The 12,665-nt window shown below is 65.5% G+C and carries 12 protein-coding genes; 7 read left to right on the top strand and 5 right to left on the bottom strand.

Going from position 1 to position 12,665, the window contains the following annotated elements; genetic code table 11:
* The first annotated feature begins 160 nt into the window (after positions 1–160).
* Positions 161–1,017 (top strand): IS5 family transposase gene (locus ACFV2J_RS41340; protein ID WP_385443632.1). Its coding sequence is split into 2 segments (ribosomal slippage): positions 161–506 and positions 506–1,017, totalling 858 coding nucleotides; the frame shifts between segments, so codons are not numbered across the junction.
* A gap of 5 nt (positions 1,018–1,022) precedes the next feature.
* Here the strand turns inward: ACFV2J_RS41340 and ACFV2J_RS41335 are convergent.
* On the bottom strand, positions 1,023–1,487 hold the full coding sequence (locus ACFV2J_RS41335; protein WP_385089827.1) for a DUF4265 domain-containing protein: 465 nt from the start codon (positions 1,485–1,487) through the stop codon (positions 1,023–1,025).
* A 977-nt stretch (positions 1,488–2,464) separates the two neighbouring features.
* On the opposite strand from ACFV2J_RS41335, the gene ACFV2J_RS41330 reads away from it, so the two are divergent.
* The 3 genes from ACFV2J_RS41330 to ACFV2J_RS41320 all read left to right on the top strand — a co-directional run bounded on the left by ACFV2J_RS41330 (position 2,465) and on the right by ACFV2J_RS41320 (position 5,485).
* Positions 2,465–3,058 (top strand): UTRA domain-containing protein, encoded by a 594-nt coding sequence (locus ACFV2J_RS41330; protein WP_385089830.1) that lies wholly within the window; start codon positions 2,465–2,467, stop codon positions 3,056–3,058.
* Entirely contained in the window at positions 3,055–3,354 is a 300-nt protein-coding gene (locus ACFV2J_RS41325) for a hypothetical protein (RefSeq protein WP_385089833.1), read from the top strand. The genes ACFV2J_RS41330 and ACFV2J_RS41325 overlap by 4 nt, the downstream gene beginning before the upstream one ends.
* Before the next feature lie 1,762 nt (positions 3,355–5,116).
* Positions 5,117–5,485 (top strand): hypothetical protein, encoded by a 369-nt coding sequence (locus tag ACFV2J_RS41320; RefSeq protein WP_385089836.1) that lies wholly within the window; start codon positions 5,117–5,119, stop codon positions 5,483–5,485.
* Positions 5,486–6,619: 1,134 nt separating this feature from the next.
* On the opposite strand, the gene ACFV2J_RS41315 is transcribed toward ACFV2J_RS41320, so the two are convergent.
* The 3 genes from ACFV2J_RS41315 to ACFV2J_RS41305 all read right to left on the bottom strand — a co-directional run bounded on the left by ACFV2J_RS41315 (position 6,620) and on the right by ACFV2J_RS41305 (position 8,538).
* A complete protein-coding gene (locus ACFV2J_RS41315; protein ID WP_385443627.1) occupies positions 6,620–7,996 on the bottom strand; it encodes an IS1380 family transposase in 1,377 nt (458 codons plus the stop codon).
* 104 nt (positions 7,997–8,100) lie between these two features.
* On the bottom strand, positions 8,101–8,358 hold the full coding sequence (locus ACFV2J_RS41310) for a hypothetical protein (protein ID WP_385089843.1): 258 nt from the start codon (positions 8,356–8,358) through the stop codon (positions 8,101–8,103).
* A gap of 15 nt (positions 8,359–8,373) precedes the next feature.
* Positions 8,374–8,538, bottom strand: a complete 165-nt coding sequence (locus ACFV2J_RS41305; protein WP_385089846.1) for a hypothetical protein — start codon at positions 8,536–8,538, stop codon at positions 8,374–8,376.
* Positions 8,539–8,783: 245 nt separating this feature from the next.
* Between ACFV2J_RS41305 and ACFV2J_RS41300 the strand changes: the two genes are divergently transcribed.
* A complete protein-coding gene (locus ACFV2J_RS41300; RefSeq protein ID WP_385089849.1) occupies positions 8,784–9,080 on the top strand; it encodes a hypothetical protein in 297 nt (98 codons plus the stop codon).
* 206 nt (positions 9,081–9,286) lie between these two features.
* Entirely contained in the window at positions 9,287–10,051 is a 765-nt protein-coding gene (locus tag ACFV2J_RS41295; RefSeq protein ID WP_385443624.1) for a hypothetical protein, read from the top strand.
* A gap of 185 nt (positions 10,052–10,236) precedes the next feature.
* Here the strand turns inward: ACFV2J_RS41295 and ACFV2J_RS41290 are convergent, their stop codons facing one another.
* Positions 10,237–10,569, bottom strand: coding sequence for a DUF6283 family protein (locus tag ACFV2J_RS41290; RefSeq protein WP_385089855.1), 333 nt, complete (start codon positions 10,567–10,569; stop codon positions 10,237–10,239).
* A 914-nt stretch (positions 10,570–11,483) separates the two neighbouring features.
* On the opposite strand from ACFV2J_RS41290, the gene ACFV2J_RS41285 reads away from it, so the two are divergent.
* Complete coding sequence (locus ACFV2J_RS41285) at positions 11,484–12,641, top strand: helix-turn-helix domain-containing protein (protein ID WP_385089858.1); 1,158 nt, start codon at positions 11,484–11,486, stop codon at positions 12,639–12,641.
* Positions 12,642–12,665 lie beyond the last annotated feature (24 nt).

The following is a 12,665-nucleotide window of genomic DNA, read 5'->3' as shown; positions in this document are numbered from 1 at the left end:
CGCGCCGGCCCCCACCCCCCCCCCCCCCCGGGGGCGCGCAGTCCCCCCCTGTGGCGACGGGCCCCCCCCCGCCCCCGTGCCCCCCCCCGGGGGGGGGCGGCGGTCTCGCCGAGAGGTCGTCGGGACATGCCTAGGGCGTTTCGTTTAGATCATCGGATCGTTGGTCCGGTGTGTCTCGTTGACTGATGCGCAGTGGGCGCGGATCGAGCCCTTGCTCCCGGACCGGACTTCGGTGCGGGGTGGCCGATGGAGGGCCCACCGGGAAGTGATCGACGCGATCGCGTTCAAGTTCCAGACCGGGATGCAGTGGGTGCACCTGCCGGAGGAGTACGGCAACTGGCGGGGCGTCTACAACCGGCTGCGGATGTGGGCTGTCGACGGCACCTGGGAGCGGGTGTTCACCACGCTGATGGCCCAGGCAGACGCCGACGAGGACCTCAACTGGGCGGTCTCGGTGGACGCCACGATCGTGCGGGCCCACCAGCACGCGGCCGGGGCCCGCAAAAAGGTGCCCCACCCAACGAACCCGACGACCATGCCATCGGCCGTTCCCGAGGCGGACTGACCACGAAGGTCCACCTGGCTGCCGATGCCCGCTGCCGTCCGTTGGCGTTCGTCCTGACCGCCGGACAGGCGGGCGACGCACCGGCCTTCACCACCGTCATGGCCCGCCTGCGGGTTCCCCGACGACGCGGACGGCCGCGCACCAGACCGGACGTGGTCTTGGCGGACAAGGCGTATTCGTCCCGGGCAATCCGCGAGTACCTGCGCAGGCGCGGCATCCGGGCCGTGATCCCCGTGCCGGCGGACCAACGCCGCCACCGCCTGCGCCGAGGCAGCAGAGGCGGCAGGCCACCGTCCTTCGACCGCGAGACCTACAAACAGCGCAACACTGTCGAGCGTTGCAGCAACCGCCTCAAGCAATGGCGAGGCATCGCCACCCGCTACGAGAAGACAGCCACCATCTACCTGGCCGGACTCCACGTCGCGGGTATCTTCATCTGGTCCGCCCGCTGAGAGGCTCAGCCGGAAGCGTCTGCATGGTCTCCGTTGCCGAACCACCACACGACCTCATGGAGGCCTCCCGCCCAGGCATCCATGACCCGCTCAATCGCCGGTATGCCCACCGTGCGGGCGACAGTGACGACGATGAAGCGCAAGTCTGGCGGCGCCTCGCTCACGCCTCCGAGATGGCTGACCGCTTCTCTCAGCTCAGCAAACGACTCCGGACGCAACTGGCCCGAACCAGCGGCCTGAACGCAGAGGTTCTCGCCGTGTTCAACAATCTCGAAGTGGCCGTCATCGGCAACCCGCAGCACGTCACCAGCCGCGCATCCGAGCACCATGCCCGGACTTCCTGCCAGTTCGAACAGGTCGGACTCCACCGCGCGGGCCGGCAGTACCTCATAGACCGGGCGCCCAGATGAAGCCTGACCAGCCAGAAGTCGTACGTGGGTACCAGCCAGCGGCTGAGGGACGTGCGTCATGCATGTGATCGTCCCACAAGCCCTCTAGCCGTCACCCCCGACCATCCAAGATCCAAACGAGAGGCTCAAGCGTCCGGGCACCCGTGTGGGCACGGTGCGTTGTACGCCGGTCTCAACCAAGGCGCATCAAGGTCGCCCGGCTGCGAAGTGGACCCGTTGTCGCGGGCTGCCGACGGGCGGCTGGTTCTGGCCGTGGACGTCTCGCCGTAGCTGCGACTGGACGCCGCCACCAGCGATGCGCGCCTAGGGCCGCGGCGAGAGCTAGCACCTCATGATCCCGGGCTGGCCATGCTTTGGATCGTCGCCCTGGCAACGGGCCGCTCCTCGTGGAGCGCACCGTTGCCCCATTCGGCCGCATTTTGGTTACGGTCGGCCGCCTCGGTCGTTGGTGGCGTATGAGCAGAAGTCGCAGGCTGCGGGACCTATCAGGGGCGCTGGCGTTCGAGCAGCTGACCGCCGAGCTGGCTCGTGCCGCTGTCGTGGCGAAGAGCCGTAAGGCCCCGCGGCGGCAGGCTGACGGGCAGGCGCAACGCCCGGTTTCCACGGAGTCGGACGGCAACGGGCACGCGGCACCTCCCGGCTCCAGCTGACGTTTGCACCCCACCTCTCGCCCACCGCGCTCCTGGCCGGCCGTCTGGAGCAGATTCGCGAGACGCATCGTCGGCTGGTCAAGTGCCATCGGCGGCGTGCCGAAGAGGGCTGACTCCACCGGGAGGCGGCTTTCCTCGATCGGCTGGATATCTGTTTCGAGCGCCCCGTAGAACCGCTCGATCTCCTCGATCAATTCGATCCCCGACCAGGCGTCCCGCTTCTGCGCGGGACGGATCGTCACGGTCATGTGCGCCTCCCGCTTTCGGTCGCTGCTCCACTCGTTCGTTGCCTCGCGTGACACCCTCCAGGTGGTACAGCGCACACGTCTACGGCGGCAAGGCGGCCGGAGCAGGGTTCCTGCCGAGCTGTCGCAGAGAGCCCTGGATGTGTCGGATGAGGTACTCCAGGTCCGCGCAGCGGAAGCCCCGGCTGGCAAGGGCAACTTCGTCCGCCACCGCCCCCGCAAGATCACGTACGTCGGAGGCTGGGGAACGCTGGACCCATGGACAGCGGCGGAAACAGCTCTGTGCGTCACCGACCACGCCACGGCGATCGAGGCTGACGGACACCTGGCAGCCCTGCTGCGCGTCCCGAACGGCAGTCCGCTAACTGAGTTCCTCAGCGTCAGCTACGAGGGAGACTCACCGCACAGCCTGGCGCGCATCTACATCCCCGGCGGACCGGCACCCACGGAAGTACTCGGCGACGGCCCTCCACACGTACGCATAGCAACGAGCTTCGCAGTTCTGAGCGCCCTGCCGGCCGAGGTCCGCGAGACAGTCTCCGCCCGCCTCCCGACACCAGATGAGGCATCCACTCTCCGGATCAACCCGGATCTGGCAGTACTCGCGATCACCCGCGTAGCCGCCGACACCGCCGGCCAGGTCCTCGAAGCTGCGCTTCTGGTGTTCCCAGGAGATCGCGTCGAGGCGATCTTCACCACCCACCACGTGCTCGACGAGAGGCAGACGCAGGCATGACGGCACACGACGAATTGCGGCTTCTCCCCTGGACGGGGCCCGAGGACAAATCGTGCTACCTGAGCACGGACGACAGGGACGGCTTCATGTCCCGCCTGGCGGACAACATCGAATCGGTACAACTCGGCTCGGCGGCTGAACTACTGGAGCAGGCTATGGACTCTCTCGCCGAGGAGCAGATTGCCCCAGAAGACGTACGGCTCTTGGCGAGAGAACTGGCCGGAGCCCTCAAAGACGTCCTCCGCGTGGCGACCAGCCGCGGTCACCTTCTGGAGATGAACCCTCACCGCTCCTGAAAGGGACCGCGAGCATCAGCGCATGCCAACGGCAACGTTGCGTTCACTCCGGCAGGGGGAGGATCCCGAACACCCCGGGCTCCTCCCCCTGCGCAGTGCTCCCCTTCGACCGATACGCCACACGCGTGCCCTGAAATGAAGAAGTGCACGCGGCCAGCGGAACAGTCAACAACAGCCAGCCTTGAGATCGCAGCCTGGGAAGGTGCGAGCATTTACGGTCGAATTGCCCACTGACCTGCGCGGAGAGCCACACATACCTCCGGTGGCCGGAGGACCGCTGGTGGACTGCTCTCCAGCATTGCTCGACTGGGAGCACTCAACTTCGATGCTGTGCCGCACAGAGCGACGCCGCGTGGTGGTTCGCAGCCTCCGAGATCACGCGGCCTTCAGAGACTGCTGATGTTGCAGGCAGGGTATTACGGTTACTAATCAGGTAAGCGTCTGGTTCCTAGAGGAGGAAATATGACAGATCCTTCGACTCGAATTCGCAGAATTTTGCGGTACGCGCGAGACACCATAGAGCCGATAGCCACGCGCTGTGTTTTGCTGGGCATATTTCTCCTCGGCCTAGTGGCTCAAATCTTCAAACCTGTCGGCGACGCTTTACAGGGAAGCTCCTTCGTAGCCGGAAGCCTCCTGAGCCTAATCGCATACGTTCTGTATGACGCGATTAAGGACTTGGCAGATGCACCTCAAGGCGGACAAGCTTCATCCAGATTTACGAACCCCACTTCCCGAGGGGATTTAATCAGGGAAGCCGAGACTGGCCGCGCTGTTGATGTGAGGTTCATCGGATACACAGGCGAGTCAATCTTCGACCACATGCGCGGAACCCTGATGCGACTACACGATTCCCCAGGGCGGGTTCAAACTGTAACGTTTAGGATGCTGACACCAGACCTATCCAGTCCAACAAAAATTCCATGCAAGCGGAATACTGACGGCACACACTCCGATGACCCAGAATTTCGAAGGTACGTCGAAACGAGGACTGAAGACTACGCAAACCATCTGCTCTTCTTCGCTCGACGCTTACGGGACCACTCGCGGATAGAAGTCTCTCTGCAGTTTCGCACTTATCCCGGCATTCCAGAATATCAAGTATGCCTAATAGGTGACAATGTTGCCTTTTTTGCCCGCTACGAAATTGATCGCGAGACGGAGTTCCCCTATGGCCATCCGGACCGAATCTTGCTAGATCCAATAATATCTCGATCCGGAAGGGTTGGCTGGGATATTCGAGACGGAACACAACGATCCGAGTACATGGTGAGAGAGTACTCCGACACATTTGAGAGTCTGTGGAAAATATCCAGCGAGGCCCCTTGGGGCGATGCTACGCCTGCGTGATCACTTCCACCGTGTAACGAGCCCCTGGCCGCTCAGCTTGGGAAGTTACGGGCATTTACGGCTGGCTCGGCTGCTCTCCCCGTGGTCGTCCAGCACGATCCCGCGCTGATCCCAAGGGGCAGACCGAACACCGCTGCTTTGTAAGCCTGGTGGTCAGGGTCATCGAGCGTGCGCGGGTCATAGCGGCTTTGGAAAGTGGTCAGCTGAGCCAGTCATCGCGACCGCGGCGACCCGTCGTTGACCGTGGTTGACCGCCCGATGTGGCACGGTTGTGGCACGCGCGGGCGCGTGTTGGCACCGCTGGCCCTCAGGCCTGTGAGGGTGATACCTGATCTCTGGTGCGGCTCCGAAGACCTTGCGGCGTCGTCTGGACAGTGAGAAAGGAGGCGCGTTGGTACGGCATCTCACGCCTATGTTCGCGCTGGGAGCATTGCGGCGCGGCAAGGAGATCGAGCAGTTCCTCGGCCCGGTAGAGCGGGGCGGCCAGCGTGGCGTTCGTTGGATCGCGCTCAGCCCTGGCCGTGCTGGCGTCGGGGTCTATCTGCAGGAGGTAGAGGACATCCCCTCCGAGACGTTCCGTGACATCACCGACCAGCTGCCGCTCGACCCGGACGACGAGACATGGGGCAAGAAGATCACCACCGTGGCGACTCCGGAGGAAGCTATCAGCCTGGCCGAGCGGAAGTTCAGCGCGATCGCTGACCGCTGGGTCAATCTCGGTTTTGTCGGAGCCGAGTACTACGACTACGTGACCTCCGGCCGTCCGGATCACACGGGCTGACACGCGCCTTGTAAGGTCGCTCCGCCTCGTCCCTCACGGAGCCCAACTGCGTGGTCCGCTGGGACTCCGGCGATTCAGGGCTTCAAGGTCACCCCGACGCTGTGGAGTCGGGCACACCTTCGGCTGGCTTATGCCCAACCGACGCCTTACCCGGGCTACGAAGCGCACGCACATCGCTCGGAAGCACCGTTCGGTTCGTCCCCACGCGGGCCGGGGTGCTCCGCACGAGTGGCTCTACATTCGACGCACAGGCTCATGGTCCCCGCGCAGGCGGGGGTGTTCCGGCCGCCAGCCTCGGCATGGCGCCGGCCGTACGTGGTACCCACGCAGGCGGGAGTGTTCCGCTCCTCGATCTGCTGAGGGCACGGCTCCAACAGCATTGAGGAGGGTGAGCAGATGACAGACGTCGCGTGCACAGCGTGCAGGTTCGTTCAGGGCAAGGAACGTATCCCAGGGGGAACGCTCCTAAGAACAGCCAAGTGGGTGGTGCAGCACTCGAAGGGCCCGTTAGGCCTTGGCACGCTGGCGGTCATGCCCGCAAGGCATGTCGTTTATGTATCAGGCCTGACTGTTCGCGAATCCACGGAACTTGGCCCCTTGTTGCAGCGAACGAGCGCAGCGGTGCAAACCACTAGGAACCCGGAACAGGTCTACGTCTGCCTGTGGTCTCACGCTGACGCGATTCCGGGGCACCTTCACTTTGTGGTGCAGCCCGCGTGTAGCGACGACATGGCCAGGTACAGCGCGTACGGGCCGGTGCTGCAGCTGGCGATGCACCAAGCCAATCGGGTGCCAAGCGCGGCAGCAATCGAACAAATATGCACGCGTCTCAGAAGGGAGCTTTCAGAAGTGTGTTGAGGGAAGTTTGCTGAGAATCTGACTGCACGGCACTGCGACGGGGAGCCATGAACAATCGTGGACGTCAACAAACCACCTGCCCATCTGCTGGACAGCATCCGCCCGCTCGCCCTGTCGCTAGCCTCGATCTTGTATGAGGGCCCGTCAGCCTATTGATGGGCCTCTTTCATGGTGTTCCGAGCCCATGTTTCCGTGCGGGGCATGGTGTGGGCCCGATTGTCGCATCGGGTGGGCGTCGGCTTCCACGGCTCCGTCGGGACTGGTCGTTGTGGCTGGTCAGCCTGGGTTCGGCAGGGCCTGGAGCCGATCGACGGCGCTGGTGATCACGTCGGTCCAGGGCCAGTGCCGGGTCAGGCGGAGAGTGCGGCGGCGACCGGTGGTGACCAGGCGGGCGGCTGCGGAGAACAGCCGCAGCCGCAGACGCTTGGGTTCCCAGCGACGCGCGCCGCCGGCCAGGGCGAGCATCGGCATCCAGGCGAGCAGGTCCTGGGCGAGCTGCACAATCTCCAGCCAGAGTTGGTTCTGGGCTGACTTGTGCAGGGGCAGGTTGCGCAGCCCGGTGTCGCGGGCGGCGCGAATGCGGTCTTCGGCCCGGGCGCGCTGGCGGTGGCGAAGTTCCAGGGCGGCGATCGGGGTGTCGTTGGTGTTGGTGGCGAAGCACGTCAGGCGCATGCCGTCAGCGTCGGTGAACCGCAGCTGGGCTCCAGGGTGCGGGCGTTCCTTGCGAACGATCAGCCGCATCCCGCTCGGCCAGCCCTTCAGCACGTCGCCCGCCAGTTCGGCCACCCAGGCGCCGTCGCGGACCTCGCCGCCGGACTCGACGGCCGCCGCCCAGGCCGAGTCCGGGACGTGCAGGACAGCTTGGTGGACAGCGTCAGTGATGGTCATGCCTACCGAGTAGGACAGCCACCGGCCCCGTGCGGTGAGCCAGTTCAGGAACTCGTGGGTGCCGCCGGCAGAGTCGGTGCGGATCAGTGTCCGCCGCCCGCGCCGGTACTTCTTGGGCAATTGTGCCAGAGCCAGCTTGGTGGTGGTGATGTGGTCGGCGGCGGTGTTGCTGCCCGCGTTGCCCGGCCGCAGCAGGCCGGCCACCGGCTCGCCGGAACCCTGACTGCCGTGGTCGACGAACGCGATCAGTGGGTGGTGGCCGAACGTGCGCTTCCAGGTCGCGGTGGCGTCCTGTTTGTCGGAGTGCGCCAGCACCAGTACCCCATCGATATCCACGACCACCTCCCCGCCCGCGTCGGGAGCATCCGAACCGGCGAGCTTCCATACACGCTCGCGGACTTGTGCGCTGGCCCCGCGGATCGCGGCAAGTGCCCGAGGACCCGCCCCGGCCAGTGCGTCGACCAGCCGTGACACCGTGGGATCGGAGGCCACTGGCCCGAACAGCGTGGGCTCGGCCCGCAAGCTCCCCACGTCCGAGAGACAGTCCCCGCCCAGCGCCACCGCCAGCGCGAGATCCAGCACGACCTTGCCGGGATCGTGTACCGTGCGCGGCTCGCGCCACGGTGCCAGCGCGGTCGACAGCGCCGCGTCCAGCCCGGCCCTGCGGACCGTCTCCACCAGCAGTACCCCACCGGCCTGCGACACCGCCCCGTCCCCGGTGCCCTCGACGCGGACATGCGGGTAGGACCCGCTACGCTCTCTCACCTGGGAAGTGTCTCTTTCGCTCCGGCGGGCAGGACCCTGGACAAGCCTTACCTTCCCAGGTCAGAGGCACTTTCCATCGAGTTGACCAGGTGGCGGACAAGCATTCAGGCGATACGCGAAGGCCCCGGTGACCAGGACGGCGGCAGCGGGATTTCCTCGTCGTGGTCGATCAGGAGCGGGTAACGGTCATGCCACCACCGTCCCTCTGCGGACCACCGGCTCACCCGCGTAGTCGGCGCATTGGTCGGTCCCGTCGCGGCCCGGTAGCGGGCATCCAACTCCTCGATCTGCCTCTGGCAGAGCATCTGCATGGCCGCAGTGAGGATCGGCATGGCGTCGTGGAGCCAGTCACGACAGGCCATGTCACTGTGGTACTCTCAGACCCACGTCGTGTCGAAGCCTTCCTCGACACCCACCACGAAGTCCTCCCAGGACTTGATCTGGCGGTAGAGACTCGGAGCCCCGCTGAACCGCTCAGCCAGAAGCTGCTGGGCACGATCGGCGGACGCGTAGTCCTCAGCAGTAGGTAGCGAAGCTTCCACGCCGCGCATCGTTCCAGACACAGACCCGCACGTCACCCACCAAGTGCCTGAGAAACAGCCGCCATTGGTGGAGACGATCCGCACATTGCAGCAGGTCAAAGCCAAATTTTGATGGCCCTGACTCAACTACCTGTCAGCTGTGGCGAAAGCCCGAGGCTAGCTCCCCGCCTGGTGACGCTCGCCGCTGGATGGAAGGCCCGGCACACCCCACGTTTTGACCTGGACGAGGAGTGACGGGGGGGGACGTGAGCACGGGAGTGCCCGCCGTCGAATCGGTGTTGGTATGCGGCGGCGCCGTATCGCTGCTCTTGGGCGCCAGCACTGCGATGTGCCGGGTCAACTGGGCAGCGCTGCATGTGCCGCGGCACATCACGCAGTTTCTGGACGACTGGTATGGCGAGGCCGACCGCTCCGACGTGCATCGGCCGGGCGTTCTTCAGTTCGCAGAGCGAAGTGGGCAATCCCGCGCCGCGACGTGCCGGTCTGAGGCGTCTGCGACCATGGGTGTGACATGTCCGTCCGCCCGTGAGGTGATCTCTTGAGGAAGGCGGCACTGCGTTCCTACGCACTGTTGCCTCGCCAGTACGACCACCGGAAGGTCTTGGCGACCACAGTTGACGCCTGGGGCAGAGCCTTGTGGCTGGTCTGCCCCGACGCAGAACTCGAACCGCGACGGCACGGACCTCCCCATCCCAGGCCGCGCCGCAGACCGTACGACGCCCTCCTCGTCACCGTCGATGGTGGCGTCGTGAACGCACAGACCGTGCATGGTGTGGGCATACAGGTCAGCTACGTGGACGCGCTGCCCAACGGGCGGCTCATCCTGGCGCAGGGGCGTCAATGCGGAGAACAGCGCAGCGCCCAGATATTCGGCCGGGACGGCCGGCACCGAAAGTCCTTCCAGATGGGAGATGCCGTCGAGTTCATGATGACCGACCGGAGAAATCACATTTGGAGCGCCTACTTCGACGAAGGTGTCTACGCCGACCCTGTCAGTGCTGCCGGTCTCGCGCGCTGGGACAGCGGAGGACAGCCGGAATGGCGGTACTCGCCTCCCGCGGGCGTCGAGTACATCGATACGGTCTACGCCCTCAACGCAGAGGACGGCGTGACCTGGGCCTGCTACTACCCGACCTTTCCGCTGCTGGAAGTCCGCACGGACGGACAGACTCGCGTTCGGACATCGCCCGTCGTCGCTCCCCTCGGAATAGCCGTGAAGGGAGATGAAGTTGCAATGCTCGGCGGGAACCGGCGGCCCGATCAGCTCCAGCGTTGCCGCATCACCGACCGCGAAATCCAACCCATCGAGGAGGCGCAACTCACCCTCCCCGGGGGGGGCACCCCTCAGACGCTATGCGCGTCCGGTAGGGCGGGGGCGGCATCTGTATCTACGCGGCCCGTCGGCCAAGCAATGGTTCGTGATGAGTATTTGATGCGCTTCCCTGAACGGCGCAGCCTCCGTCAAGCAGCCAGGACAGACCAGCTCAGGGACTGCTCCTGCCGCCGAGGCTGAGCGGGGAAGGTGCTACCGAGGCAGTGCAGGTAGGTGACTCCGATAACGACCGCGGCCGTTCACGAGATCGCTTCTGGACAGCTTTCGGGCAAGATCTTTACGGCCTCCGGGAGATCTTACCGATCATGCGGCGGGCCTTCTCGGTCGGTGCATTGATGCCCGCCGCGCCGTGAGCGGCAGCTTCGTTACCTGTAGAGAACAGTGGAACCGGCGACTCGTAATCGATCACCTCTTGGTACATCATGGAATCCCATCGTTCCATCAATGACCGCCAGACGCAGAGCGAGCAGCCCGCCGCCCGCATGGCGCCCAGCCCAGCCAGCGCATACGCGCCGTGCATGGCTATCGGCATCGGTTTGATGACATCGGAAGACAGGCGAAGGCTGACGGGGTGTGTCGGCGTCGTAGCGCCGAAGCTTTTCGTATTCCTCCCTCGCCCAGATCTCCGCCGGCGCATCGCAACGGTAGGGACAACTCTCGCAAGGTCGTAGAGCCGGAGGGCGAATGACCGGGGGCACGCGACCAGTACGAACGATCGGCCATGATCAGTGAGGTGCCCTCTGCATGAGGGCCTACTCAACGCCTGCTCGAGGCACCGGGGAATCACCAACAGCGGACCGAGGGATCCAATGGCGTGTCACCTACGGAAGACGTGAACACGAGGAGCTGCTGCACGCCATGGCTGTCTCACCGCAGGCCGACGGGGCCTGCGGTGAGATGCAGGAACTCACGAAATGGCTGGGCATATGCGGTCAGCTCAGCGTGGGCAACACGTCCTGGTCGTGCCGGGGCTTTGCTGATCTTGGTGCTGATCACAGGCGGTACTACCGGCCGGCTCCCTGGCCCATGACCGACCCGCACCAACCGGGCCACTGCTTCACAGCGGCACGTGAGTGGGCCGACCGCACCGGCTGAACGTACGTAAAGGGCTTCGCCCTCGTCCCCTCGGCCCTTCCATTCACCGTCTTCGAACACGCATGGTGCTTACTCACGAAGGCCCCGTCGCCGCCCCGGCCCCTGCCAGACGGCATGGCCGCGGGATACCTCGGACTCCCGCTCGATGCCGATGTCCGTCGGGGACAGCAACGCGCCCGAGGCACGGACGCCGTGTTCGTATCAGACCCATCCAGTCCACTCGCAGGTATCAACGAGCAGATCCTGCGTGCGGGCCTCCCCAGAACATGCCCTGCACGCTGACACCTTCGTCAATCAGTACGAACGAGAACAGTACGAACCGACCGCCCCAGGAATGCCCCGACCGTGCCGGACGCCTCGGGAGACTGACCGGGAACCGTTCGCGCTCACGGCTGTCGCGGCAGGGTTGTTGAGCTCGTGCGTGACCCCGCCGCCAGCGAGCCGAGCGCGAGCACCTGCTCACGTCGGCCGGCCTCCAGGTGAATGTTCTTGAGTGGAAGAACATCCCCTCCAGCAGATGAAATTCAAGGTCACCGGCGGCCGGTTCTTTCACCATTCGAGCGGAAGAACGACCAGGATCAGTGATCGTCAGCGGTGTGATCATGAGGGCGCTAGGTTATGGTCGGAGGTGACCATGCTGGAAGTTCTCGGGCTGGACCAGCCTGCCGAGGCGTTGTACATCATCCTGGTCGACAACCCGCCCATGTCCGTCGAGGAGTTGTGCCGCCGTACCGGCATCGAGCCCGACACCGCCATCGCCGCCCTGGTGAGGCTGGAGGACGGCGGCCTGATATCCCGGCTGCCCGGCAGCCCGCCCATGTACACCGCGATGCCACCCGACCACGCCCTGGAAGTGCTTCTGCTCGCTCGCGAACGTGACATCCACCGGGTGCGTGCGCTAACCGAGCGGCTGACACAGCGGCACCGCGAGGCTCGTCGCAGCCGGGACTCGACGTCGCTGATCCAGGTGGTCACGGGCCGCGACGGCGTCGCCCGGTGCGGGCATCAGTTGTTCAAACGGGCTGAGCGGGAGATCCGCGGCATCGACGCGCCTCCTTACGCTCAGGCAAGTGACGGCGAACGCGTCAACTCCGCCTCCGCCGTGGCCGGACGCAGCGTTCGCAGCCGCTTCATCCATGCCCGGGACACCCTCAGCTTGCCCGGTGTCGTGGCGCGGGTGGAGGTCGACATCTCGGCGGGCGAAGAGGTCCGGTTCCTGCCCGAGGCCCCGATGAAGCTGATCATCGCGGACGACCAGGCGGCGCTGATTCCGCTGCTGGCCACACCTCAGGTTCTGGACGCGTGCATTCTGGTCCATCCCTCCGCCCTGCTCGACGCGCTGTCCACCCTCTTCGAGTCGCTGTGGGAGCAGGCGCAGCCCTACCTGCCGGGAAGACCGGCGTCGGTCGGCCCCAACGAGTTCGTCAACGACGAGGAGCGGCGGATCATCTCCCTGTTAGCCATGGGGATGTCGGACGAGGCCATCGCCCGACAGCTGGGAATCGGCCACCGCACGGTGCAGCGCCGGGTCCAGGCGCTGCTCGGCCGGCTGGGGGCGGCGAGCCGGTTCCAGGCCGGAGTGCTCGCCGCCAGCCGCGGCTGGTGGCGACCGGATCATGAACAGCGCGCCGCACCACTGGCGTTGAGCGCCGAGTCCGGTCGCGCCGGTCCGTGAGCCGTGGTGCGAGCAGCCGTGGCC

The sequence above is a fragment of the Streptomyces sp. NPDC059668 genome, from assembly GCF_042734135.1.
Classification (GTDB): Bacteria; Actinomycetota; Actinomycetes; order Streptomycetales; family Streptomycetaceae; genus Streptomyces.
The sequence above is the reverse complement of the archived record's forward strand: the minus strand, read 5'-3'. Positions and strand labels throughout refer to the sequence as shown.

Excerpts from the sequence above, each read along its gene's own strand:
- ACFV2J_RS41335 (WP_385089827.1), bottom strand. The coding sequence starts at position 1,487 with ATGACGCACGTCCCTCAGCCGCTGGCTGGTACCCACGTACGACTTCTG.
- ACFV2J_RS41325 (WP_385089833.1), top strand. The coding sequence starts at position 3,055 with ATGACGGCACACGACGAATTGCGGCTTCTCCCCTGGACGGGGCCCGAG.
- ACFV2J_RS41320 (WP_385089836.1), top strand. The coding sequence starts at position 5,117 with ATGTTCGCGCTGGGAGCATTGCGGCGCGGCAAGGAGATCGAGCAGTTC.
- ACFV2J_RS41310 (WP_385089843.1), bottom strand. The coding sequence starts at position 8,358 with ATGGCCTGTCGTGACTGGCTCCACGACGCCATGCCGATCCTCACTGCG.
- ACFV2J_RS41285 (WP_385089858.1), top strand. The coding sequence starts at position 11,484 with ATGAAATTCAAGGTCACCGGCGGCCGGTTCTTTCACCATTCGAGCGGA.